The sequence below is a fragment of the Methylicorpusculum sp. genome, from assembly GCF_030651835.1.
Taxonomy (GTDB): Bacteria; Pseudomonadota; Gammaproteobacteria; order Methylococcales; family Methylomonadaceae; genus Methylicorpusculum.
Genome location: NZ_JAUSBX010000050.1, coordinates 67,131 through 92,101 on the forward strand (window position 1 = coordinate 67,131; position 24,971 = coordinate 92,101).

The 24,971-nt window shown below is 49.1% G+C and carries 18 protein-coding genes; 9 read left to right on the top strand and 9 right to left on the bottom strand.

Going from position 1 to position 24,971, the window contains the following annotated elements; all coding sequences use genetic code 11:
* Positions 1 to 468: 468 nt before the first annotated feature.
* From Q7V32_RS06605 to Q7V32_RS06630, 6 genes are all read right to left on the bottom strand, one after another.
* The gene (locus Q7V32_RS06605; protein ID WP_304896188.1) at positions 469 to 834 is read right to left on the bottom strand and encodes a Thivi_2564 family membrane protein; all 366 of its coding nucleotides are present in this window, start codon (positions 832 to 834) and stop codon (positions 469 to 471) included.
* Positions 835 to 1,045: 211 nt separating this feature from the next.
* The gene (locus Q7V32_RS06610) at positions 1,046 to 3,622 is read right to left on the bottom strand and encodes a glycogen/starch/alpha-glucan phosphorylase (RefSeq protein WP_304896189.1); all 2,577 of its coding nucleotides are present in this window, start codon (positions 3,620 to 3,622) and stop codon (positions 1,046 to 1,048) included.
* A complete protein-coding gene (locus Q7V32_RS06615) occupies positions 3,591 to 3,959 on the bottom strand; it encodes a hypothetical protein (RefSeq protein ID WP_304896190.1) in 369 nt (122 codons plus the stop codon). Before Q7V32_RS06615 ends, Q7V32_RS06610 begins: the two co-directional genes overlap by 32 nt.
* Before the next feature lie 132 nt (positions 3,960 to 4,091).
* A complete protein-coding gene (locus tag Q7V32_RS06620; protein ID WP_304896191.1) occupies positions 4,092 to 4,250 on the bottom strand; it encodes a DUF3309 family protein in 159 nt (52 codons plus the stop codon).
* A 49-nt stretch (positions 4,251 to 4,299) separates the two neighbouring features.
* Positions 4,300 to 4,614 carry a BON domain-containing protein gene (locus tag Q7V32_RS06625; RefSeq protein WP_370691429.1) on the bottom strand — a complete coding sequence of 105 codons (315 nt, stop codon included), beginning with the start codon at positions 4,612 to 4,614 and terminating at the stop codon, positions 4,300 to 4,302.
* Positions 4,615 to 4,785: 171 nt separating this feature from the next.
* On the bottom strand, positions 4,786 to 4,986 hold the full coding sequence (locus Q7V32_RS06630) for a CsbD family protein (RefSeq protein WP_304896192.1): 201 nt from the start codon (positions 4,984 to 4,986) through the stop codon (positions 4,786 to 4,788).
* A 527-nt stretch (positions 4,987 to 5,513) separates the two neighbouring features.
* Here Q7V32_RS06630 and Q7V32_RS06635 point away from each other — a divergent pair.
* Complete coding sequence (locus Q7V32_RS06635; RefSeq protein ID WP_304896193.1) at positions 5,514 to 14,243, top strand: GH36-type glycosyl hydrolase domain-containing protein; 8,730 nt, start codon at positions 5,514 to 5,516, stop codon at positions 14,241 to 14,243.
* A gap of 361 nt (positions 14,244 to 14,604) precedes the next feature.
* Entirely contained in the window at positions 14,605 to 16,689 is a 2,085-nt protein-coding gene (locus tag Q7V32_RS06640; RefSeq protein WP_304896194.1) for an EAL domain-containing protein, read from the top strand.
* A 192-nt stretch (positions 16,690 to 16,881) separates the two neighbouring features.
* Here Q7V32_RS06640 and Q7V32_RS06645 read toward each other — a convergent pair whose 3' ends face one another.
* Together Q7V32_RS06645 and Q7V32_RS06650 are read right to left on the bottom strand one after the other, a co-directional pair.
* Entirely contained in the window at positions 16,882 to 17,610 is a 729-nt protein-coding gene (locus Q7V32_RS06645; protein WP_304896195.1) for a Crp/Fnr family transcriptional regulator, read from the bottom strand.
* A 135-nt stretch (positions 17,611 to 17,745) separates the two neighbouring features.
* Positions 17,746 to 18,474 (bottom strand): Crp/Fnr family transcriptional regulator, encoded by a 729-nt coding sequence (locus Q7V32_RS06650; protein WP_304896196.1) that lies wholly within the window; start codon positions 18,472 to 18,474, stop codon positions 17,746 to 17,748.
* 255 nt (positions 18,475 to 18,729) lie between these two features.
* On the opposite strand from Q7V32_RS06650, the gene Q7V32_RS06655 reads away from it, so the two are divergent.
* Positions 18,730 to 19,077, top strand: a complete 348-nt coding sequence (locus Q7V32_RS06655; RefSeq protein WP_304896197.1) for a PilZ domain-containing protein — start codon at positions 18,730 to 18,732, stop codon at positions 19,075 to 19,077.
* Positions 19,078 to 19,174: 97 nt separating this feature from the next.
* On the opposite strand, the gene Q7V32_RS06660 is transcribed toward Q7V32_RS06655, so the two are convergent.
* The gene (locus tag Q7V32_RS06660; RefSeq protein WP_304896198.1) at positions 19,175 to 19,978 is read right to left on the bottom strand and encodes a substrate-binding domain-containing protein; all 804 of its coding nucleotides are present in this window, start codon (positions 19,976 to 19,978) and stop codon (positions 19,175 to 19,177) included.
* 333 nt (positions 19,979 to 20,311) lie between these two features.
* Between Q7V32_RS06660 and Q7V32_RS06665 the strand changes: the two genes are divergently transcribed.
* The 6 genes from Q7V32_RS06665 to lysA all read left to right on the top strand — a co-directional run bounded on the left by Q7V32_RS06665 (position 20,312) and on the right by lysA (position 24,940).
* On the top strand, positions 20,312 to 21,301 hold the full coding sequence (locus tag Q7V32_RS06665) for an ATP-binding cassette domain-containing protein (RefSeq protein WP_304896199.1): 990 nt from the start codon (positions 20,312 to 20,314) through the stop codon (positions 21,299 to 21,301).
* Between the two features lie 108 nt (positions 21,302 to 21,409).
* Positions 21,410 to 21,589, top strand: a complete 180-nt coding sequence (locus Q7V32_RS06670) for a hypothetical protein (protein WP_304896200.1) — start codon at positions 21,410 to 21,412, stop codon at positions 21,587 to 21,589.
* Between the two features lie 56 nt (positions 21,590 to 21,645).
* On the top strand, positions 21,646 to 22,185 hold the full coding sequence (locus tag Q7V32_RS06675) for a TRAP transporter small permease subunit (protein WP_304896201.1): 540 nt from the start codon (positions 21,646 to 21,648) through the stop codon (positions 22,183 to 22,185).
* A complete protein-coding gene (locus Q7V32_RS06680; RefSeq protein WP_304896202.1) occupies positions 22,186 to 23,571 on the top strand; it encodes a TRAP transporter large permease subunit in 1,386 nt (461 codons plus the stop codon).
* Positions 23,568 to 23,690: a lipoprotein gene (locus Q7V32_RS06685; RefSeq protein ID WP_304896203.1), complete on the top strand. Its 123-nt coding sequence runs from the start codon at positions 23,568 to 23,570 to the stop codon at positions 23,688 to 23,690. Before Q7V32_RS06680 ends, Q7V32_RS06685 begins: the two co-directional genes overlap by 4 nt.
* A 2-nt stretch (positions 23,691 to 23,692) precedes the next feature.
* Positions 23,693 to 24,940 carry a diaminopimelate decarboxylase gene (gene lysA / locus Q7V32_RS06690; RefSeq protein WP_304896204.1) on the top strand — a complete coding sequence of 416 codons (1,248 nt, stop codon included), beginning with the start codon at positions 23,693 to 23,695 and terminating at the stop codon, positions 24,938 to 24,940.
* Positions 24,941 to 24,971 lie beyond the last annotated feature (31 nt).

Sequence of the window (24,971 nt, forward strand, 5' to 3'; positions counted from 1 at the left end):
GTGTAGGTGGTTGATTGAAAAGGCTTCTGCAACAAGGATGGTTTCACACGTCCTTTTCAATCAATCGCCCACACCCAATACAATGGGAGGGGTGAGCAGATACAATGAATCAAGGCAACGCAGGGTTAAAAAAGCGCGTCATGTCCTGAATGAGTTACGCTCTGCGAGCAAACCCAACGCCATTTATCAACACCGATTCTTCACTCGCATAACGAAGGTTTTCGGAGTTGCTGATCAGATAAATCAACCTGATTAGCAAGCTGTTTCAGCTAAATCAAAAAGCCCGTCATGCCCGTCTGGAAACGGGCATCCAGTGCCATGGAGGGTAAGCTTCGAGCTATCCATGGAGTCTGGATTTCGGCAATCCCTACCGAAATGACGCGGTCGGCTAGGGATAAAGAAAAAGAGCTGAAACAACTTGCTGATCAGTTAAAACAATGTCAAAACGCTAGCTATCTAAATTAGCCGCTAAAACTTACCCAACTGCATTTTCGGTAATCCGCTGATGATTCCAAATACGCTGAGCAACCACAAAATGACAGCAATGATCACAATGACATTCAATATCTGCTTGATGCGTGAATCCATCGGTATATAGGTGTTGACCAGACTCAACAGCAAACCAACAACGATCAGGACGACCACCAAAGAAACCAGTTCCCTTGGGAGAACCCCCAATAGACCAAAGGCATTCAGCAACCAGAGAACCACTGAAATAATCACCACGCCATTTAGAATCTGCTTGATGCGTGATTCCATAGGTATGTAGGCGTTTATCAGTCCCAGTATCACTCCGACCACGATAAGGGCCACTACCAGAGAAATTAAGTCCATCGTTTTACTCCTTCAATTATATTTTTTAATACTTACGGGTCATTTATACCTTTCGCACTTCAAATTTCGGCAGTGCCCAAGGAGGCAACGGGTTGTTCGGCAAAGGCTTTGCCAGCATGGATGCGGGCATAGAGCCTACATGGATGGTTTTACGGCGTTCTTTGACGGGCACCCCGGTGCCGAATTTCGATCTACGATGGGTATGACTCAGCTAACCGCTATGACTATCTGACATGTTAATGGGTATCAGCTTCCAGATGTCCTGGTTGTACTCGGTAATGGTTCTGTCGGTGGAAAATTTTCCGCTATGAGCCGTGTTAAGGATACTCATACGAACCCAGTGTTCCGTATCCCTATAGGCTGCTTCTACACGTTTTTGGGTATCGACATAGCTTCGGAAATCAGCAATGGACATCCAGGGATCCTGTTTACTTTTGAGCGAGGCAATCAGGCCATCAAAAATACCCGGTTCAAACCGGTTGAAATGCCCCCCGTCAAGAAGCTCGAATACTCTAGCCAAATCCGGATCCTCATTGATCACAGTAAGCGGATCATAGTGCTGCCGATAGGCCTCTAACTGATCGACGGTCATACCAAATAGAAAGAAATTTTCGGGACCTACTTCATCGCGTATCTCGATATTGGCGCCGTCCAAAGTACCTATGGTCAACGCTCCGTTCATCATGAACTTCATATTCCCGGTACCGGAAGCTTCTTTTCCGGCCGTTGAAATTTGCTCTGAAAGATCGGTCCCGGGACAAATGATTTCCATCGCAGAAACTTGGTAGTTTTTTAGAAATACCAGCTTGAGACGGTCGCCTACATCCGGATCGTTATTGATCACATCGGCGACATTGTTGATTAATTTGATGGTTTTTTTGGCAATGTAATAGCCCGGCGCTGCCTTCCCGCCTATAAACACATTCCTGTTTGTCCAGTTTTCCGTATCGCCCCGCTTGATTCGGTCATAAAGATGAATCACATGCAGCACATTCAATAGTTGTCGTTTGTATTCATGGATGCGTTTGACTTGCACGTCAAACAAGGCGTCAAGGCTAAGTTCAATGTCATGTTGCTGTTTCTGGAAATCGATCAGACATTGCTTTGCATTGCGCTTGATCTGCCACCAGCGTTGGCGAAAATCACTATCGTCGGCATAAGGGGCGAGATTTTCCAGCCTGTCCAAATGGGTCAACCAGCCATCACCGATCGTTGCTGTGATTAAATCAGCCAAGCCGGGGTTACACGAAGCTATCCAGCGTCTGGGCGTAACACCATTGGTTTTGTTATTGAATTTATCCGGCCACATTTCGTAAAAATCACGGAACAAGCCTTTTTGTAATAGCGAGGTGTGTAATTTGGCAACACCGTTGACCGAATAACTTGCCACTATGGCCAGATAAGCCATTCTGACCTGTTGATCCGTGCCTTCTTTGATCAATGACATACGAGCGAGACGCTCCGTATCACCGGGCCAGCGCCGGGAGACATCAACCAGGAACCGCGCATTGATTTCAAAAATGATGTCCAGCAGTCTCGGCAAGAGCTGCTTGAATAAATTGACAGACCAACATTCCAGAGCCTCCGGCAACAAGGTGTGGTTGGTATAGGCCATCGTGTTTTTGGTTATTTTCCAGGCGTCATCCCAACTCAATTTATGGATATCGATTAACAAACGCATCAATTCGGCCACCGCTATGCTGGGGTGCGAATCATTCAGTTGGAAACAGTTTTTTGCAGTAAATTCGGAAAAATCATTGCCATGCCGACCGATCCAGGTCGCAATGACATCTTGTAAGGTTGCAGAAGCAAGCAGGTATTGCTGCTTTAAACGAAGTTCTTTGCCATTTTCGCTGACATCATTGGGGTACAACACCATGGTTATGTTTTCTGCCATGTTTTTTTGTACAACGATTTCGGCATAATTACGGCCGTCGAATTCCTGAAAATCAAATTCTTCGTTTGCTACGGCTTTCCATAAGCGCAAGGTATTCACGACACCGTTTCGAAAACCTGGAATAGGCGTGTCAAAAGGGACCGCCAGCACATCATGCGTGTCAATCCAGCAAACACGGCTTATACCTTGATTATCAGTATAGTAATTAGTGCGCCCCCCGAACTTAATGATTTGCCGATATTCGAAGCGTTCAGTTTCCCAGATGTTGCCGTCTTGTAGCCAGCGATCGGGGGCTTCAACCTGCTCACCATTGATGATCAGCTGAGAAAACATGCCGTATTCATAGCGCAAACCATAGCCCGTAACCGGTAAGCTCAAAGTCGCGCAGCTGTCGATAAAACAGGTGGCCAGCCGACCCAGACCCCCGTTACCCAGCCCCGCATCATGTTCAGCCTCCATCAATTCTTCCAGGTCAAGGCCTAGTTTGTACACGGCCTTTAATACAGCGTCGGTAATACCCAGGTTAATCATGTTATTACTCAGTGTCCGCCCCATTAAAAACTCCATGGACAGATAACTGACTCTTTTGCAATCCTGTTCTTTGTAAGCGTTGTAGGTTTTCTTCCAATGATCGACGATACGGTCACTGATTGCCAGCGATAACGCCTCGTAAGCATAGTGCAGTGATTTACAGGACTGATCCCTACCTAATCGGTATCCGTAATAGCTTTTAAAGTCGGCAATCAAATGCTGTTCATCCGTCCTGATAGAGGGAAGTTCGCAAATTGTGGGTTTCGGATTGCTTTTTTCGAACGAACTCGGGGGAAGCCAGTCTTGATTGGCTGGGCTCAATTCTAAGTTACCTAAAGCGACAACTGTCGGATTTTTCATAAGTTCTCTCCGGGCAATTCATCATTGACAACGAGACGCTATCCCAAGTTTTGCACCTGTCATTGACTGAAAGGCGCAATATATATTGACGATAGACGTCATACATCCAGTCGAGAGTCGCTTGAGCTTCCTTTCGAGTCTTGAAAGGTCCGTAAAACTCGGCATGTTCATTAAATCGCCTTATCCGGATATGGTCCGGCCAATTGACGACATAATTACCGAACACCAATTGCTCCCCATGGCTCGTGCAGTACTTTCGCAGGTAAGACTCTGAATCAAAAAGCATGGAATTGTGCGTAACGACGACCATTTCGAAAATTTCATAATACCTTTCCATACCTACTCCCTCCGGGAGTAAAAACACCACCAGCCGATGCTCTTATTGAATCAGAAATGTCCGGCGACTAGAGACAAAGGACAAATCGATAATTGAAACCACATTCGAACGACAATAAAAGCTAATGCCTTATTAGATTTTGCCCAATAAGACCAAAACTAACAGGATAAGCAAAATAAGCCCAATTCCTCCTGTCGGTCCGTATCCCCATGACCGGCTATGAGACCAGGTAGGAATGACGCCTAACAAAATTAAAACCAAAATGACAATTAAAATTGTACCTGTTGACATGTTCGTACTCCTGATTTAAAGGTAAAAGTGAGTGCTGCGTTCTGCCGAATCATTTCACGATCAAGCTGTTATCGACTCTATCGACACCCTTGACCGATCTGGCTAGTGCAGCAGCCTTGTCGGCAGCTTGTTTGGAATTCACGAAACCGCTCAACTGAACGACACCCTTGTAGGTTTTAACGCTGATCTGACCAATTTTCAGTTCAGGATCATCGTAGATCAAAGCCTTGATGGATGAAGTAACAACGCTGTCATCTATGTATTCACCGGTGCTCGATCGAGTCGGGGTAGAAGTACAGCCAACCACTGATGTGGCTAATAAAAGACCTATTAAAAAACCTGATGCGATTTTTGACATGTTCATGATTATCTTGCTCCAAATTGTGATTTTTTTGTAAGTAGTCGGTATTCAGTGAATGAACCAAGCCATCTGGTAAACCCGAAGCTGATGGTTTCCGCAGAGCGTGTGCCCGACCTACTCTTAATTAATGCGGTTTACTGTTAATCAGGCACTGACGAATTAGATTGAAAATTATCAATCAAGGCGCTTTTCCCATTCCTCGATTTGTTTTTCGGCTTCTTCTTGAGCAATTCCGTATTTTTCCTGAATCTTGCCAAGAAGAATGTCGCGATTACCCGCAATTTGCTCTAACTCATCATCGGTCAAATCACCCCATTTTTCCTTTACTGTGCCTTTGAGTTGCATCCAGTTACCCTTCAACTGATTCTTATTCATGCCTGTTCTCCGTTTGATTTAAGAATGATATTCCCTCTCTCGGGAAACTGAGCTTAGAAGCCGCCCTTCTACGTTGTTTTCTAAACCTTGATAACAACATAACAATAAAGCTGCCAATGGTCTGTACGGTAGCTAACATATCCATTTTGGCCAGCTCTGCTCCGTTATATTCTCCAGGGCTGCCTGCTTTTGGCGAGCCCAACCGGCTGCAATGTTTGTTACCGTACAGACCATTGGCAGCCAACCCATTACGCTGTAGCTATAAGCACAAGCCGCTGAGAGTCGTTACTTGGATATTCCCGAGGTTATAGATTTCCTTCCTTTGATGATGTTGGAATATTGGCCCCTTATCTCAGATGAGTTTAATTGACCCTCTCGAAGCAAGTAGTCGGGCAATTTTCAGGGACTCATTGAGTCACGAATCACCTCTTATATTTAAAAAGCAGTGATATCGTTTAAACGCATTCAGTTTCTTCAGCCGCTTTGATTGTCTATTTCGCCACGCCCCTATTCGGAGAATCATCGTCATGTCGAAAAAAAAAGAGCAACGACGTAAAGTAAGGCTTGAAGCCCCGGGAGGAGAAGAAAAACCCATCCGCTCAGTGCTTTTTACTAACGAGCAGTTTGAAGAGCACGCGGTAAGTCTGGCGAAAGCACAGAAAGTCAACGGAGTTCACCATCGCAAAAAGCTTTTGCCGCGTGTACAAGAAAATGCACGGGTTTTGCTTGCCGTCCATGCCGCGATCACTCAGGTAACGGAGGAGCAGCGCGCCATCACACCGGCAGCCGAGTGGCTGCTTGATAATTTTCATGTCATTGAAGAACAGGTGCATGACATCGGCATCCACTTGCCGGAAAGTTATTACCGGGAACTGCCCAAACTGGCGGATGGAAACCTCGCCGGCTACCCTCGTGTTTACGGCATAGCCTGGGCGATGATAGCCCATACGGACAGCCGGTTTGACCCTGCACAATTGACGCTTTTCGTCAGGGCTTACCAGCGCATCCAGCCACTCAACCTCGGTGAACTCTGGGCAATACCTATTACGCTACGCGTGCTGATGTTGGAGAACCTGCGCAGGCTGGCTGTTCTCATCATGCGTTCACAAGCGGGAAGGCGCCTAGCCGACGAGTTCGTCGATGAAATTGAACGCTTCAATGACCAGAGTGATAAATCGACCCTGGTCCTTTCTCAGGGGGCCTTACCGCACGTTACCTTGCGACAGGCTTTCTCCGTTCAGATTTTACAGCGTCTGCATGACCCTCATCCGGGGACCGCTCCTTCCCTGGACTTTTTAAATGAATGGTTATCCGAACAAGGCTTGTCTTTGGACGAAGTCGTGCAGAAAGAGCATGCCGCGCAGATCGCCGCCAATATGACCGTGCGCAACATTATGACCAGCATGCGCGCAATCTCCGCGTTCGATTGGCGTGAATTTGTAACGCGCGTGAGCCTTGTTGACGAGTGTCTCCGAGAACATAGTGGCTATCCCCTTATAGATTTTCTTACGCGTGACCGCTATCGGCACGCTATAGAGGATCTTGCCCGACGTTCACCTAATACGGAACTGGAGATTGCAAAAAAGGTAATCAGTAAAGTCAACACTAACGCTGTTAATCCTGACTTTGACGAACTGCGAAATGATCCGGGTTATTATTTGATCGGTCAGGGACGCAACGAATTTGAGGAAGAGGTTAAATTTCGTCCCCCGCTCAAGAACCGCTTATTGCGAGGTTTCATCTCTTATGCGGGGCAAGCTTATCTGGGCAGCATTGGGGTACTGACGACCTTGTTATTACTCAGTTTACCCTTGAGTGCCAGCATAAACGCCGGGCTTGGCTGGTTTTCGCTAGCCATAATCACGCTGTTCGCTGTCTTTCCCGCCTCTGACATTGCCACGAACCTCGTAAATCGCGGCATTTTGAGTCTTCTATCGCCGCGGCATCTGCCCAGACTGGAACTTAAGTCCGGCATCCCGGAATCAATGCGCACCTTTGTGGTGGTTCCTACTCTTTTCGCCAATGAAATTAACGTCATTGAACAAATCGAGCAGATGGAGGTTCGTTATCTGGCCAATCCGGACGGAGATGTCTATTTTGCCCTGCTGTCTGATTGGACGGATGCCGATAGTAAAACCCTACCCGATGATGAGCGACGGCTAAACCGCGCGCTATCAGGTGTTGCTGATCTCAATGACAAATATGAAGGCAATCGCTTTTTCGTTTTCCACCGAGAGCGCATGTGGAACCCCGGAGAAGGCAAATGGATGGGATGGGAACGCAAACGAGGTAAATTACACGAATTTAACCGGCTTCTGCGCGGCGCCCAAGACACCTCCTTTTTACCCATAGATGGAAAGCCTGCCTCCACACCGGAAGGCGTGCGCTACGTGATTACCCTCGATGCCGATACCCGCCTACCCATCGGTGTGGTTAATAAATTGGTGGGCACCGCCGCGCATCCGCTCAACCGTCCCGTTTTTGATCCTGTCTCAGGCCGGGTCGTCGCCGGCTATGGCATCCTTCAACCACGCATCACACCGACCCTGCCACTTAGGCAAGAGCATTCGATGTTTCACCGGATTTTCGCCGGCGCATCCGGCATGGATTCCTATTCCAGCCTGGTATCGGAAGTTTACCAGGACCTTTTTGGACTGGGCACCTTTACCGGCAAAGGTCTTTATGATGTGGACATTTTTGAAGCGGCGTTGTCCGGACGCGTACCCGAAAACACCCAGCTCAGCCATGATTTATTCGAGAGCGTATTTGTCCGTTGCGGTCTGGTCAGCGACATCGAGTTTTTCGAAGAGTTTCCTTCCCATACGGAAGTTGCCGACTCTCGTTCCCACCGCTGGACCCGCGGTGATTGGCAATTATTGCCATGGATCTTTGGCATAAGCAGCCGGGGCATACCTTTCATTGGCCGGTGGAAAATGCTGGATAATCTTCGCAGGTCCCTTTCTGCGCCTGCAGCCTTTTTCGCGTTGATTGCCGCTTGGACTATACCGGATGCACCCGAAGTCATGCTGGTTGGTTTCGTGCTGACTTCACTGGCAATGCCCGCATTGATGGCCTTGGCTGAAAGTCTTGTACCCAGTTCAAGCGATCTCCCTATACGCATTCATCTGCGCTCAGCTTGGGAAAATGTGCTGTTGGGACTGGGCAACGGCTTGGTAGGTCTGACCTTGCTCGCCCATCAAGCCTGGCTTATGGTCGATGCCATAGTCAGCACCTTGCTCAGGGTGTTCGTAACCCGGCGCAAAATGCTCAAATGGGTCACCGCGCTGCAAGCTAAAACGTTGTCAGGGCATACATTAAAAACCATCATTCTGCCCCTGGGCGGATCGACCGCCATCATTTTCATTGCCGGAACACTGATACTGATCTTCAATCCGGACAACATCAAAAGCGCTGTGCCGTTCCTGCTGTTGTGGTGGTTCGCTCCGTTTATCTCCCGCGCGTTGAGCCTGCCTCCGCAGCTAGACCCTCTCGAAGCCCTGCGCCCCGAAGACGCGATGCAACTGCGCATGATTGGACGGCGTACCTGGCGTTTCTTTTCAACTTTCGTGACCCAGAAAGACAATTATTTACCGCCCGACAACTTCCAGGAAATCCCGCATCCGGTTGTCGCTCACCGAAGCTCACCTACCAACTTCGGTCTTTACCTGTTATCGGTGATCGCGGCGCGTGACTTCGGCTGGTTAGGCCTAATGGATACCGTCGATCGCCTGGAAGCGACACTGGAAACCCTCACAAAGCTACCTCGTCTTAACGGCCATTTCTATAACTGGTACGACACGCGTGATCTCCATGCGCTGGAACCTCATTACATATCAACCGTAGACAGCGGCAATCTGGCCGGACATTTACTGACCTTGGCGCAAAGCTGCAGGGAAGCGGCAGAGCAGCCTCTGGAGTTCTCTTCAACTTGGCAGGGACTGGGCGACAGCCATAGACTACTGACCGCAGCACTTGATGCCATCGCTAATGAACGGCGCACGCTGGTCGTGACATTGGAAGAGCTGAAGCAAAAAGCGGTTACTCTCGGCAAGCTCCTGACTGAAGCGCCACAGGATGCAATTGGCTGGAACCGCTTGGCACTCTGTGCAGATAACCTGTTAGACCTGGTGCGCGCCTTCGCCGCAGAACGCGGCGACGAAGCCGCAGACCCGGCACAGGAATGGGCCGGATTGTTATGCGACGACCTCCGCTCCCATGCTCGCGACAGAGATAACCTGATGCCCTGGCTCAATTGCATGCAGCGCCTTGAAGCCCACCTCAATGCGGCAGCGATACCCGGCGATGAGCTGCTTGCACTGCTACGGCCCGATATAGGCGTAGCCGAACTCGCAGACCGCTATGCACTGGCCATTGACCATATCAAAACATTGAGCGGAAACGCAGAAAAACCGGTGGTTCCAGCTGAATTGGAAAAAGCTCTGCTGCGTGGCGGGGAAAATGCTGCAGCGCTTACCCGACGTCTGGATAACATTTCGACAGAGGCACTGCGTCTTTTCGAAGAAATGGACTTTAAATTTCTATATAACCCTGACAGACATTTATTTGCACTGGGCTATCAGGCCAGAGAAGGCGTTCTTGACGACAGCTATTACGACTTACTGGCTTCAGAAGCCCGGCTTACCAGTTTAATAGCCATCGCCAAACGCGACGTGACCAGCGTTCACTGGTTTCACCTGGGGCGAAGAGTTACTCACGCAGCAGACGGCCCCGTCCTGCTATCCTGGTCGGGTTCTATGTTTGAATACCTGATGCCCTCGCTGGTCAGCTTTACACCCCGCTATAGTCTGCTCGATCAAACGTGCCGTCGGGTAGTCAAAAAGCAGATTGAATACGGTCAAGAGCGTAACGTGCCTTGGGGAATATCAGAATCTGCCATGAACCAGCGCGACCTGGAGTTCACCTACCAATACTCTGCGTTCGGCGTACCCGGACTTGGCATGAAACGAGGTCTCGCAGAGAACCTGGTGATTGCCCCTTATTCCAGCGCCCTGGCTGCGATGTACCAACCGCATGAAGCCACGGAGAATTTCGCAAGGCTTGAAAAAATAGGCGCTTTGGGCCGCTTCGGATTTTTTGAAGCGCTGGATTTCACCCCGACGCGGCGCGCAGAAGGTCAGGAAGTTGCTATCGTGCGCTGTTACATGGCTCACCACCAGGGCATGTCCCTGGTCGCTTTAGCTAACGTGGTTTTCGATGGCCTGATGCGCCACCGCTTTCATGCCATACCCATTATTCGTGCAACCGACCTTCTGCTGCAGGAACGCAGTCCGCGTGATATAGATACTACCGGCCCCAAATTCACTCAGGTACGGGCTGAAATAAGAGCGTTTGCAGAACCACCGGTGATTCGTAAACCATCGCCTACTTCCCCTATACCTTCCTCACAGTTGCTTTCCAACGGCCGTTACACCGTGATGATAACTGCCGCAGGATCCGGTCACAGCAGTTGGGAAAACCTGGCGGTGACTCGCTGGCGTGAAGACTCGACCCGCGATAACCATGGCAGTTATATCTATCTTCGCGACTGCGATAGTGGCCGAGTCTGGTCAGCCGGATATCAACCGACCACTGCCATTCCCGATCAATACGAAGCCGTTTTCCTCGAAGACCGTGTCCGTATCAGTCGCACTGACAGCTCGGTATCCAGCGTTCTGGAAATTGTCGTTTCTCCGGAGGACGATGCTGAAATCCGCCGTCTTAGCCTGACTAATAACGGCACGCAGAGCATTGTAATTGACATTACCTCCTATGCTGAAATTGTACTCGCACCTCAGCGTTCGGATATCGCCCATCCTGCTTTTTCCAATTTATTCATACAGACCGAGTATTTGCCTCAAGCGCGCGGACTGATCGCCAAACGCCGTCCGCGCTCGTCTGACGACCCCAGCGTCTGGGCAGCGCATCTGCTCTCAGGTCTCGATATCAGCGGAAGCTTGCAATATGAAACCGATCGCGCCCGCTTTATCGGGAGAGGGCATACCCTCAAAGAGCCCATTGCCGTGATGGACGATCGCCCTCTCAGCAATACGATCGGACCGGTACTCGATCCTGTGTTTAGTTTGCGGACACGCGTGCATATAGAACCGGGAGCGACCGCGCACGCAACGTTCACCACTATCGCCGCAGCCTCAAGGGAGTCACTGGAGAAACTGGTAGACAAATATCGTCATGCCTCGACTTTTGAGGATGTTTCAGCCCTTGCCTGGACTCATGCGCAAGTTCAGTTGCATTATCTGGGAATACGGCCGGACGAGGCCCATCTGTTTCAAATCCTGGCCAACCATCTGACTTTTGCGGACCCTTCTCTGCGTCCGCCCGGCAAACTGTTGCAACTCAACCGTTTGAATGTAACCGGTCTATGGCGGCATGGTATTTCTGGCGATCATCCCATCCTGCTGTTGCGCATCAGTGAAGCGGAAGATCAAATGCTCGTCTGTCAAATATTGAGAGCTCACGAATATTGGGGGATGAAACATATCACTGTCGATTTGGTGATCATTAACGACAAGGCGACATCCTATGTAGGTGAACTTCAAACCTCGCTGGAAAATCTGGTACAGGAATCACAATGCTTCACCCGACATCATAGAAACAACGAAAATGGTGCCATTTTTGTGTTGCGGGCCGATCAACTGCCCGAAGAAGATCTGTTGCTTCTGAAAACTGCAGCCAGAGCCGTGCTGGTATCCAGCAGGGGCATACTGACAGAACAATTGATGAGACGCCAACAGCCACCGGCGGAATTTATCCCGCAACCGGTCGCTAAAGTGCGAGAGGAAAACGCCACAAACTTAATAAAGATACCCGAACTTGAATTTTTCAACGGATTGGGAGGTTTTGCCGATGATGGCCGGGAATATGTAATTGTGCTGGACAAGGGACAATTCACGCCATCGCCCTGGATTAACGTCATTGCCAACGCCGATTTCGGTTTTATGGTTTCGGAATCGGGTAGCGGCTGCACCTGGTCGCTAAACAGCCATGAAAACCAGTTAACACCCTGGTCAAACGATCCGGTCAGTGATCCATCGGGTGAGGTATTCTATCTCTGCGATGAGGAAAATGGTGACCTCTGGACGCCGACAGCACTGCCGATAAGAATCGAAAACGCGAGTTACATCATCCGGCACGGCCAGGGTTATAGCCGTTTCGAACATCTCTCACACGGTATTTACAGTGAACTGCTGCAATTCGTCAGCATCGATGATCCGGTCAAGATTTCGAGACTGATACTCAAAAACATGACCAGCCGCGCGCGGAAAATACGCGTAGCCGCTTACGTCGAATGGGTACTTGGCGCATCGCGCACCGTCACCGCACCGTATATAGTCACGAAAGTGGACCCCGAAACTGGCGCCTTGTTCGCAGTTAACCCATGGAGCCAGGATTTCAGCACGCGCATTGCTTTTGCCGACATGTGCGGCCGTCAAACAGCCTGGACCGGAAGCCGTAGCGATTTTATCGGACGCAATGGCAATCTTGCGGCACCAGCTTACATGAGCCCCGAGTACAAGCACAAAAACCGCACAGGAGCCGGACTGGATCCTTGCGCCGCGTTGGAAACCAGCGTGGAAATCGGCCCCTATGAACAAATCGAGCTGGTCTTTCTGCTGGGCCAGGGAGATGACCGGGAACATGCCCAACAACTGATCAGCCGTTATCGGGCTGCTGAAGTTCATAATCTCTTTCATGCCGTTAAATACCAATGGGAAGAACTACTGAACAAAGTACAGGTAAAAACGCCGGACCGGGGGCTGGATCTGATGTTGAACCGCTGGCTGCCCTATCAAACCCTCAGTTGCCGGATATGGGCGAGAGCCGCCTTTTACCAGGCCGGCGGAGCTTACGGTTTCCGTGATCAACTACAGGACGTCATGGCACTGACCGTGTCCCGGCCGGATATTGCCAAAACCCAAATCCTCCGGGCAGCGGCGCGCCAGTTCCCTGAGGGCGATGTCCAGCACTGGTGGCATCCGCCTACCGGTCGTGGCGTCCGCACCCATTTTTCCGATGACCGTATCTGGCTTCCCTATGTTGTCAACCATTACATCAAAGTCTGTGGTGATAGCGGCGTACTTGATGAGACCCTACCTTTCCTGGAAGGAACTGTCATTGAACCGGGAAAGGAAGATGCTTATTTCGACCCTACCGTATCTGATCTGCAAGCGACCTTGTTCGAACACTGCGCAAGAGCGCTTGATCTGAGCCTATCCGTGGGGATTCATGGCTTGCCTTTGATTGGCAGCGGCGACTGGAACGACGGCATGAACCGGATCGGCCAACTCGGTAAAGGTGAAAGCGTCTGGCTAGCCTGGTTCTTGATTAAAACGCTGACCGATTTTGCACCGCAGGCCGAAGCAAGAGGCGAGACCGAACGGTCATCTCGCTGGACGGCACACGTTGCCGACTTGAAACTGGCAGTAGAAAAAGAAGGATGGGACGGCGCCTGGTACCGTCGCGCCTTTTATGACGACGGCACAGCCCTGGGTTCCGCTGCCGATGTTGAATGCCGCATCGATTCAATTGCCCAAAGCTGGGCGGTGATTTCCGGCGCAGCCGAACCAGAACGGGCGCGCCGCGCCATGCATTCGGTACACGACTATCTGATTCGCCACGGTGATGACCTGATATTGCTCTTCACGCCGCCGTTCGACCAAACTCCGCGAGATCCCGGTTACATTAAAGGCTACCTGCCGGGCGTAAGGGAAAACGGAGGTCAATATACCCATGCAGCAATCTGGACCGTTATTGCCTATGCCATGCTGGGCCAGGGCGATCAGGCCGCGGAACTGCTGCGCATTCTTAATCCTATCAACCGGACGGCCAGCCCCACCGGCGCCTATGCCTATAAAGTCGAACCCTATGTCATGTCAGCGGATATCTACGCCGAGCCGCCCCATGCACGCAGAGGCGGCTGGACCTGGTATACAGGTGCTTCGGGCTGGTTTTACCGCGCCGGTCTAGAGCACGTATTGGGCCTGCAGGTCACCACCGATCAACTGCATTTCAAGCCCTGCATTCCTGGTACCTGGCGCAGTTACAATCTGAGTTACCGGCACGGAAAAACCCTTTATGAGATCACGGTTGATAATCCCAACGGCGTCATGAGCGGAATCGCCTTGATAGAACTGGACGGTAAACAGCAAGCACAAGGCAACACGGTAACACTGCTGGATGATGGCAACCTGCACCACATACGAATAGAGATGGGCGCCCCCGAAATTCACGCAGGGTAAACACCGGTAATGCCGGACTGGATCTGCGCGCCACTATAAAGAGCGATATCAAAGTCTTTGTACGATAACGCACCGACTATTAAGAGGATTGAGGGGACAATGATTTACAGACCGGATGTTGAGTTACCAACAATTTCAGTAAGGATAATTAATATGACTATTAGCCCAATAGTGAAATTATCGATGACAGCAAAGCTGTCATTGCACCGGTTAACTGCCAAGACAACTCATTAACAAGGCCAACTGTAGCTAGCAGTATTGCTACCTTGCCTACGCAGCTGCGCTGAGTAGGCTTTTTTTTGTATCCTCAAAACACACGCTCATAGCCGCTTTGTTTAACCCATAAGGAAGATGCATCATTATGATGAATCAAGTTCTGATAATCACCGGGAATGTCTCCGATGCCAAAAACCTGGAAGCCGCCCTTGGCAAAGACCATTCATTCTCCATGGAATCAGTCACTACTCTGACTGAAGGACTTAAAAGTCTGAACAAAAACGGCATTGATGCGATTTTACTGGATCTGGCGCTATCTGACAGTCAGGGCATTGACACCTTCGATAAGCTGTTCGCTGTAGCTCAGCACACGCCAATCATGATACTCGACACCACCGATGACGAACCCCTGACATCAGAAGCCTTACAACGCGGGGCGCAAGGCTATCTTTCCAAAAATAACTTTGACAGCAATCTTGTTCCGCAAACGCTGCGTAATATTATCCTGCGAAAAATTGTTGAGGAATCCTTTTTTATTGAAAAAGCGCGTGCCGAAATTACACTTAATTCGATCAGCGATGCGGTCATCGCTACCGATATGTCGGGTCGCATCGACTATCTGAACCTGGCAGCGGAACATATGACCGGCTGGCAGCGTGAAGAGGCGCATGGCCATCCCATCGGCGAAGTGATGCAAATTATCAATGGCACGACCGGCGAACCCGAACCCAATCCGGTCGAATGGGTACTAAAGCAAAATTTGCCGATGGCATTAGCCGCAGGCACGCTGTTGATTCAACGTAACGGCAACGAAATAGCCATAGAGGATTCGATTGCGCCTATCCATAATTGGGAGGGCAAACTGGCCGGTGCGGTTATCGTCTTTCACGATATTACGGCGGCTAAAGCGATGGCCTTAAAAATGGCTTATCTGGCACATCATGATTTTTTGACGAATTTGCCTAACCGTGTACTGCTTAACGACCGTATCAATCAGTCGATTGCTCTGGCGAAGCGGCGCGGAACTCAACTTGCCTTGCTTTTTCTGGACCTGGACAATTTCAAGTATGTCAACGACTCGCTGGGCCATGGTATCGGTGACAAATTATTGCAATCGGTAGCCCTAAGCCTGTCTTCCTGTGTACGCGATTCCGACACGGTGAGCCGCATTGGTGGGGATGAATTTGTTATTCTCGTGACGCAGAACCAGGAATCACAAAATGCGACATTAACGGCAAACAAAATACTCAAAGTGTTAGCAACGCCTCACAAGATTGACGCACAAGAATTACACATATCAACCAGCATCGGCATCAGCGTTTATCCTTCTGATGGTCAGGATGCCGAAACACTGATCAAAAATGCAGATACCGCGATGTATCACGCCAAGGAAAAAGGCCGCAATAATCATCAATTCTTCAAAAGCGAAATGAATGTTCGCGCAGTGGAGAGGCAAGTCATAGAGGCTCATTTAAGGCTCGCGCTGGATAGACAGGAATTTGTGCTTCATTACCAGCCTAAGGTCAATCTGGTTACCGGCAAAATTTCCGGCTCAGAAGCTTTACTGCGCTGGATTCACCCTGAATGGGGCGAAGTACAGCCCGACCGTTTTATCCCGATAGCGGAAGATTGCGGACTGATTGTGCCGATTGGCCGCTGGGTGATAAGAGAAGCCTGTGCTCAGATCAAAAGCTGGGAGGATGCAGGCTTTAATCCTTTATCCGTTGCAGTCAACGTTTCCTCTCTGGAATTCACCCAAAAAGATTTTGTTGAAGATGTGCGAACCATATTGAAGGAAACCGGGTTACCCCCCTACCAACTGCAACTGGAAATTACAGAAAGCGTGTTGATGAACGATGCCGAAGCCAGTAAAACCATACTTAAACAACTCAAGGCTATAGGCATACAATTAGCCGTAGATGATTTCGGCACCGGATATTCCAGCCTGAGTTATCTGTCCTTGTTTCCTATCGATATTCTCAAAATAGATAAATCATTCGTGCAAGACATTTCCTCAATCGAAGAAAATGGTTTTATTGTCAGCGCCGTGATCGCCATGGGCAACAGTCTCAAGAAACGGGTGGTTGCTGAAGGCGTGGAACTGGCAAATCAATTGACCTTTCTGAAAGCGAGACAGTGTGAAGAAGGCCAGGGCTTCTTATTCAGCCGTCCCCTCACTGCCGAAAACTATGCCCGGCTTATGTCAACGGGTATCCAAAAAAATCCATAACAGCTTCCGCCAGCAGAAACCTGTGCTTTAAAGTGAACGAAACAAAATGGATAGCTCGAAGCTTGCCCTCCATGGCACTGGATGCCCGTTTCCGGATGGGCATGACGGGCGCTTATGGGGTTACCAGAAACCGCCTGCAAATCAGGAGATTACAAACAGGGAATTGCTGCCTAATTTGTCATCGCTGAACAGTCATAGCCGATCCGTGCTATCCAACGCCAACAAGTTCGTGTAATCGTCGGCCAATGCGTTGTAACACTCACAGGACGCGGCTTCGAGTCCTTTGCGATTGATTATCGTGATCTCGCCGCGAACATAACTGATCAGTTTTCTTTGTTGCAAGGCCCCGGCAGCTATCGTCACACCGCTTCTGCGCACACCCAGCATGTCGGCTAGAAGCTGTTGAGTCAGATGAAAATGATCGTCATGCACCCGGTCATGCGTCATTAACAACCAACGCGCCAGTCTGGGTTCGATCTCATGAAAATGAGTACAGGCAGCCGTTTTGGATAATTGGGTCAGCAGCACATAAAGGTAGAGATTGAGCATACGATGTAAACAGGGGCTCTCGTTCAATTCACGTTTAAATTGATTGGCACTGATACGCAGGGCAATCCCTTCGCCTTGAACGATGGCCTGCATAGGCGCCAAATTAACGCCCAGAGCCAGCGTCACTCCCAACATACCTTCGTTACCGATCAGCCCCATTTCAAGGGGTTTGTGTCCATCCAGCGTCTTCACTAGCGAGATGAAACCGGTGAGCGGAAAATACACGTGCTCAAAGTGTTGGGCGGATTCACAAAGAATTTCACCTAAAATCAGTTCCACAGGTTCACAGCATGCCAGAATCCTGCAGTATTCATTGTCAGGCAAACCATTGATCAGCTCATTGGCTACCTGGATTGAAGCCACATCAGACATTTGCTTATCTCTATACACTCAAGAAAAATCAAGGACAATCCGGGAAAAAGACTTTGCATTCCCGATGCTGCAGTCTGATCAAGACTGGCACTTGCGTCTGTTCGCTTCAACACATAGTGAGCGGTGAATAGGCCGTTATTTTACTGGCTGCTTAGGAACATAGGGTAACAGGCGATCCGTTTCCTGTTTGACCACGGCATAACATTCACAGCATAGTTCCTCAAGCTTTGGGCGATCCAGTACCGTGATATGGCCGCGGTGATATTCGATAACGCCCAACTTTTGAAGTTTTGACGCGGCATCGGTTACCCCTTCGCGTCGAACGCCCAGCATGTTGGCTATCAGTTCATGCGTCATCACCAACTCGTTACTCATCAACCGATCCAGTGAAAGCAAAAGCCAGCGGCAAAGTTGCTGGTCAATCCTGTGATGACGATTGCAGACTGACGTCTGGGCCATTTGAGTGAGCAGAGCCTGCGTGTAACGCAGCATCAAAATCATGAGTTGACCGTGCTGATTGAGTTCATTCTTGAAGTATTTGCCCGGCAAGCGGTAAGCATGGCCGGCACTTTGCACAATTGCCCGGTTCGTAGTGCTTTCACCGCCCATAAATAAAGCAACGCCGACGATGCCTTCGTTACCCACGACCGAGATTTCTGCCGAAGCACCGCTTTCCGTAACATAAAGCAGCGATACGATGGAGTTTGTCGGAAAATAAACATGACGCAAGGTATCACCGGATTCGTACAAGACCTGTCCTAAAGTCATCGGGACCCATTCGAGCAGGGGTATCAAACGGGCCTGATCTTCTGCCGGTAAGGCATTGATCAGATGGTTTTGTAGCGGCGAATGTTTATCGGACATAGCTTGACTCAACAAAGGAAATTACCTTTTCCGGCATTATAACTCTCAATACGCTAGCTTCTGTGTACGCTAACGAACATTGGCGTTTTTTTTGCTGGGTATTTTTAAGCTCGAAAGGACCTAACAAGGTCGTTCGAACCCTGCTTACATCAAAATAAGGAGGGATAAAGTCTTGCGCTGAAGAGGGCAACCTATCCTCATAAAGCGCAATTGATCTATACTCGCTTTCACTGATTTTTTTTTAGGCGAATGACTATGCAACAAGAAAGGCGTAACCACCCTCGCTTCTCAGTCGATGGGATTAAAGCCCATCTCACGATTAAGCGTCCTGCCAATGATACCCTCGAATTTGAAGGCGACGTTATCGACTTGAGTTATACCGGTATTAAAATTCATCTGGACAGTCCTCTTCCCGAAGAAAGCGAGGGCAGAGTCTCCATTATTTTAATTCTGCCCAACTCGCAGATTCCGGTTGCCATTCGCGGCGAAATAAAACATTTATGCCAAGGCACGCACTATGGCGTGCAATGTGATGATACCCTGCCTAAAGATGCCTATGACGAACTCCTTTTTGAATGTGTAAAATCAGGGCAAAAAGCTTAGCTGATTGATATCTCGAGCAAAAAAAGAACTGATAATGCCGTTTATTTACACTTACGGGTGGAATCGCCGTGTTCCAGCCATATGACTGAATCCTGCTTTAGCGTTCCGCATCGGGATGAAATAATGCCTGACCCTGTTTTTTATAACCTGCAATCAGCGCTTGCCCCTCATCGCCAGTCAAAAATTCGATATAGCGCATCGCCGATTCATAATTGATTTTGGGGAAACGCTGGGGATTAACCGCAATCACATGATAAGGATTCACCAGGGCCTCATCTCCCTCATAAAGAATCCGCAATTCTAATTTTGTCTGCATTGCGAGATAAGTGCCTCTATCCGATAACGCATACGCCTGTTTTTCATCGGCCATCATTAAAACTGCCCCCATACCCTGGCCAGCCGATATATACCAGCCACCCTGAGGCTTAAGACCTGTTTTTTGCCAGAGCGCCAGTTCCTTTTGATGAGTACCCGAATCATCACCCCTGGAAATAAACAAGGCGTTGGCTTTGCTTATTTTTTGCAAGGCTTCGTCAATTGTTTGAGCCGATTTAACACCGGCATAGTCTTTATCAGGACCCAGCAAAACAAAATCATTAAACATGACCCGCTTGCGATTAACGCCATAACCCGCGGCTACGAAAGCCGTTTCAGCGTCAGGCGCGTGCACCAAAAGCACATCCACGTCTCCGTTTTCGGCTAATTTCAGAGCCTTGCCCGTGCCAACCGCTAAAACTTCAACCCTGACACCATAGCGCTTTTCAAAAGCCGGATTCAACACTTTCAGCAAACCGCTGCTTTCTGTGCTGGTTGTTGTAGACATTCTCAATACAGTTTCTGCATAGCCTTCAAAGGCAACCGTAAAAATCATCATCCCTAATAAATACTTCAGTTTTTTCATAATTTTGCCCCCTGTAATATCAATACTAAATAGCCAGGTTGAAGCAACGCGTTATCCGGATTTCGCGTTGCTTCATTCAGTCTACCGGCCAATGCCGTTAAGTTAAGCGTATTTTGTAGGAGTGGGCCATGCCCGCGATTGAGCCACATTTGGTCGCGGGCATGGCCCGCTCATACGCCACTGCCTATCGATTCATTGCGATGGCCTAAATTTACAACCATGGGGCTACTGACCGTGAACATTCTGTGTTGTTATTGAACCATAAACCGGAAATAAAATACCGTTACAATAACATCCGGTTGCTGAGATTAACGATTTTGAGGATAACCTCGTTTGAATGGTATTTATGAACTGCATGACATCCGTTTTGCATACGATGATAAGACAGTATTGTCCCTGCCTGAGCTATGGATTCATGGGCAACAAGTCACAGCTCTGATTGGCCCAAACGGATGTGGCAAAAGCACATTATTGAATATATTGTCTCTGACGCTGAGTCCTCAGCAAGGCGAAGTTGTGTTCATGGGAGAAAAAGTTTCCGGCAAAAATCGCCGTAGACTTATTCGAAAAATCGGTTATTTACCGCAAAATCCCTTTATGTTTCGAGGCACAGTGAAAGAAAACCTGTTGCTGGCGCTTAAATTTCACGGCGTAAAATCTTCACGAAGCCGTCAAAAGATTGATGACGCGCTGGCTCAATTCGGTATTGGTCATCTGGTCAATCATCAGGCTAATAGCTTATCGGGCGGCGAACTTCAGAAAACAGCGCTGGCGAGGGCTTTGATTACTGAGCCAGACGTACTGCTGATGGACGAACCGTTTAATTTTCTGGATCATTCCAGCAACCAGCTCATGGAGCAGTTTATCAGCGGCTTTATCAGTCAGGCGCAACAAACCCTGATTTTCAGCACGCATAACCGTTTACAGGGTTTGGCCTTGGCAGGACCTGTCATCTCCCTTGTTCAGGGTGCTCAAGTCGATTCCCCGCTGATCAATCTCTTTGGCGGCTTTACCCAAGGTAATAGCTTCGATACGGGCAAGTTGTTGATCCGTTTGCCGGGGGATGTCTCCGATTGCCGTCATATTTCGATTGATCCTCATGAAATCGTACTGTCTCGCACACCGCTGATTTCCAGCATACGTAATCAATTCCCCGGCCGCATCACCTCTATTTCAGAAGAGGCCGGCAAAGTCTGTGTAGAGGTCAGCAGTGATGAAAAATTCCTGGCGTTAATCACTCATGAAGCATTGCAGGATCTTGACCTGCGCTTGGGCGAGGCCATCTGGGTCAATTTCAAATCAAATTCGATTGTTGCTTTTTAAGCCATCTATTTTTATCAACATTTGAACTGCTTCATAGTTTGCGAACCGTTTTTGCTCAATCAGCCAAACTCCCCTAGAATTCAGAATACATCAATCAGGTTAACGCTTATGAAACCGTTCAAACTTCCAGGTCCCATGCGCATTTTATGGGGAAGTCTTGGCTGCTATTGGCTGAAAGACATTGTCAATCCGGGCTTTCTGGCGATTGCGTTCATGTTGCTGTTGTTCATCCCCATCCTCCTGATAGAAACCCCCACCACTGTCTCGCCCAAAAAAAATACGGGCTAAAATTTATTCTCTAGCCTTGAATTTCATTTAGAATAGCGTTTTTTTGTGCGCCATTTATGTCAAGTCTTGTTCCAGCACTGAAAGTCTATATTCAGATTATTCATGCGCTTAACGACCGGGTCGGAAAAGCCGTATCCTGGCTGACGCTGGTCATGGTACTGGGTACATTTCTTATTGTTGTGTTACGTTATGCCCTGAACTATGGCTCCGTCGCCTCTCAGGAGTGCATTGCTTACATGCATGCTTTAGTGTTTATGCTAGGCGTAGCTTATACATTGAAAGTTGACGGTCACGTCAGGGTCGATATTTTCTATCAAGGTTTTAGCCGAAGAACCAAAGCCTGGATTGACTGCTCCGGTGTCATTTTATTACTGCTCCCTGTCACGGCTTTTATCGGCTGGAGCAGTTGGGATTATGTCGTGGAGTCCTGGAAAATTCATGAAAGCTCGGGTAATTCAGGCGGCTTACCGGGCGTTTTTCTGATCAAATCCACGCTGATCATTACGGCCTGCCTGCTTGCCTTGCAGGGCAGCGCGCTTTTTCTCGACAGTTTGTTAATAGCGCTAAATTTAAAGCCTGTAGAGGAATCGAATTAAATGGAACACGCGATGGCGCTCTGGCTGTTTGCCGCCGTATTTATCGTCCTGCTGTCCGGATTCCCGGTTGCCTTCGCATTAAGCGGAACTGCGCTTGCCTTTGCCGGTTTAGGCTTATGGCTGGAGGTCTTCGACGTCGCCTTTTTAAATGCCTTGCCTAACCGGCTATACGGCATTATGACCAATGAAACGCTGATTGCCGTCCCTTTGTTTGTTTTTATGGGGGTTATGCTGGAGCGCTCGAAAGTTGCCGAAAGTTTGCTTGAATCGATGACGGATCTGTTTGGTTCTCTGAAAGGCGGCCTGGGCATTGCTGTCACTCTGGTCGGCATGCTAATGGCGGCGAGCACCGGCATAGTTGGTGCAACAGTAGTCACTATGGGTTTACTTTCTTTGCCCACCATGCTGCGCCGCAATTACGACCCGGCCATCGCCTGCGGCACGATTTGCGCCTCAGGAACGCTGGGCCAAATCATCCCGCCCTCCATTGTGCTTGTCTTGCTGGGCGATATTATTTCTACGGCCTATCAGCAGGCTCAATTGGATAACGGCATTTTCGCGCCTGAAACCGTTTCAGTAGGCGACTTGTTTGCCGGCGCCCTGATTCCCGGATTAAGCCTGGTCGTTTTGTATCTTATCTATATTGCCGCACTTGCCTTGTTTAAACCTGGCTTGATGCCGTTGACCGTTCAACCGGTAGAACGTGACTGGCGATTCTATGGCAAAGTATTAAGCAGCCTGACACCGCCGCTGGCGCTGATCGTATCGGTTTTGGGCTCTATTATCGGCGGCCTGGCCACGCCAACCGAAGCGGCGTCAGTCGGCGCGGTTGGCGCCATTATTCTGGCCATTGTCAAAGGCGAATTTAATCTACCGCAAATCCGTTACGTCGTACAAAACACCACGCAAGTAACCAGTATGGTTTTTATGATACTGATGGGTGCAGCTCTGTTTTCTCTGGTTTTCAGAGGTTTTGGCGGAGACGAATTGATTGTCAGCCTGCTTTCGGACTTACCAGGCGGCAAGTTCGGCGCGGTTTTCTGCGTCATGCTGATCATGTTCCTGCTGGGTTTTATGCTTGATTTTATCGAAATCATCTTCGTGATCGTTCCGATTGTCGGCCCCGTATTGCTGGCGATGGATATCAATCCGGTATGGTTGGGGGTCATGATGGCCTTAAATTTACAAACCTCATTTTTGACCCCCCCTTTTGGATTTGCACTGTTTTATCTTCGAGGCGTCGCACCACCTGAAATCACGACACTCCAGATTTATAAAGGCGTGATACCTTTTATCGCAATTCAGATCTTAATGCTGGCTTTACTCGCTTTCTGGCCACCATTAGCCACCTGGTTACCTGCTCTCATTTACGCTAAACCGCTATGATAAAAAAATTCATCCCCGTTCTTTTGCTTTTTAGCATTTTACTGACCGGCTGCGGTCAAACCGGACCGCTGTACTTGCCGGATCAACGTCCCCCCATCACGGTAGAAAAAGAAAAATAAGCATGGACTATTTCAATTATCACAATGACCGGCTCTTCGCTGAAGACTGCCCGGTAACAGACCTCGTTGCTCAATACGGTACACCTTGTTATATCTATTCAAGAGCCACACTGGAAAGGCATTGGCACGCATTCAATGATGCCTTTGGCGATCATCCTCACCTGATCTGCTACGCCGTTAAAGCCAATTCCAATATCGCCATTCTCAATCTGCTGGCCAGATTAGGCTCGGGGTTTGATATTGTGTCATTGGGAGAATTACAGCGAGTATTAAAAGCCGGTGGCGATCCACAAAAAATCGTATTTTCGGGCGTCGGTAAACGCGAAGATGAAATTACTTTTGCGCTAACAACCGGCATACGTTGTTTTAATATTGAAGTCAGCGGTGAACTGGACAGGATCAATGAGCTTGCCGGACAACTCGGCGTCGTTGCTCCGGTTTCGTTCAGAGTTAACCCGGATGTTGACGCAAAAACACACCCTTATATTTCTACCGGATTAAAAGAAAATAAATTCGGCTTATCCATAGAACAAGCCTATACGGAATATCTGCGCGCCGCGCAATTGCCCCATATCAGGATCGCAGGTATCGACTGTCACATCGGTTCTCAACTGACCGAAATCCAGCCTTTTCTGGATGCGCTGGAACGCATTCTTGTCTTGGTTGCCAAGCTGGCTGAGCAAGGCATTGCATTACACCATGTTGATCTGGGCGGAGGCCTGGGTATCCGCTACCGGGATGAAAAACCTTATGAACCGGCTGAATATGTCGAAGCCGTGCTGAAGCGGCTGGATTCAAGCGAGTACGAAATTCTGATGGAACCGGGGCGCGCCATAGCCGGCAATGCCGGAATTTTGGTCACGCGAGTCGAATATTTGAAAAAAACCGCCGACAAGCACTTCGCCATCGTCGATGCAGCGATGAATGATTTAATCAGGCCTTCGCTTTATGGCGCCTGGCAAGCTATTATTCCAGTAGACAAAACCAGTACCGCTGAAGAACTGGAATGGGATATTGTCGGACCGGTCTGCGAAACCGGCGATTTTTTGGGTAAAGACCGTCAGTTAAAAATCAATGCGGGTGACTTGCTGGCTATCCGGTCTTCAGGCGCTTACGGTTTCACCATGAGTTCAAACTATAATTCCAGACCCAAAGCGCCCGAAATTATGGTTGACGGCGAGTCTGCTTATGTTATCCGGGAACGCGAAACCCTTGAACAATTGTGGACAGGTGAAAAACTCCTGCCTTAAGAAAGCAGCCTAATCGCTGCTTTCTGTTGCG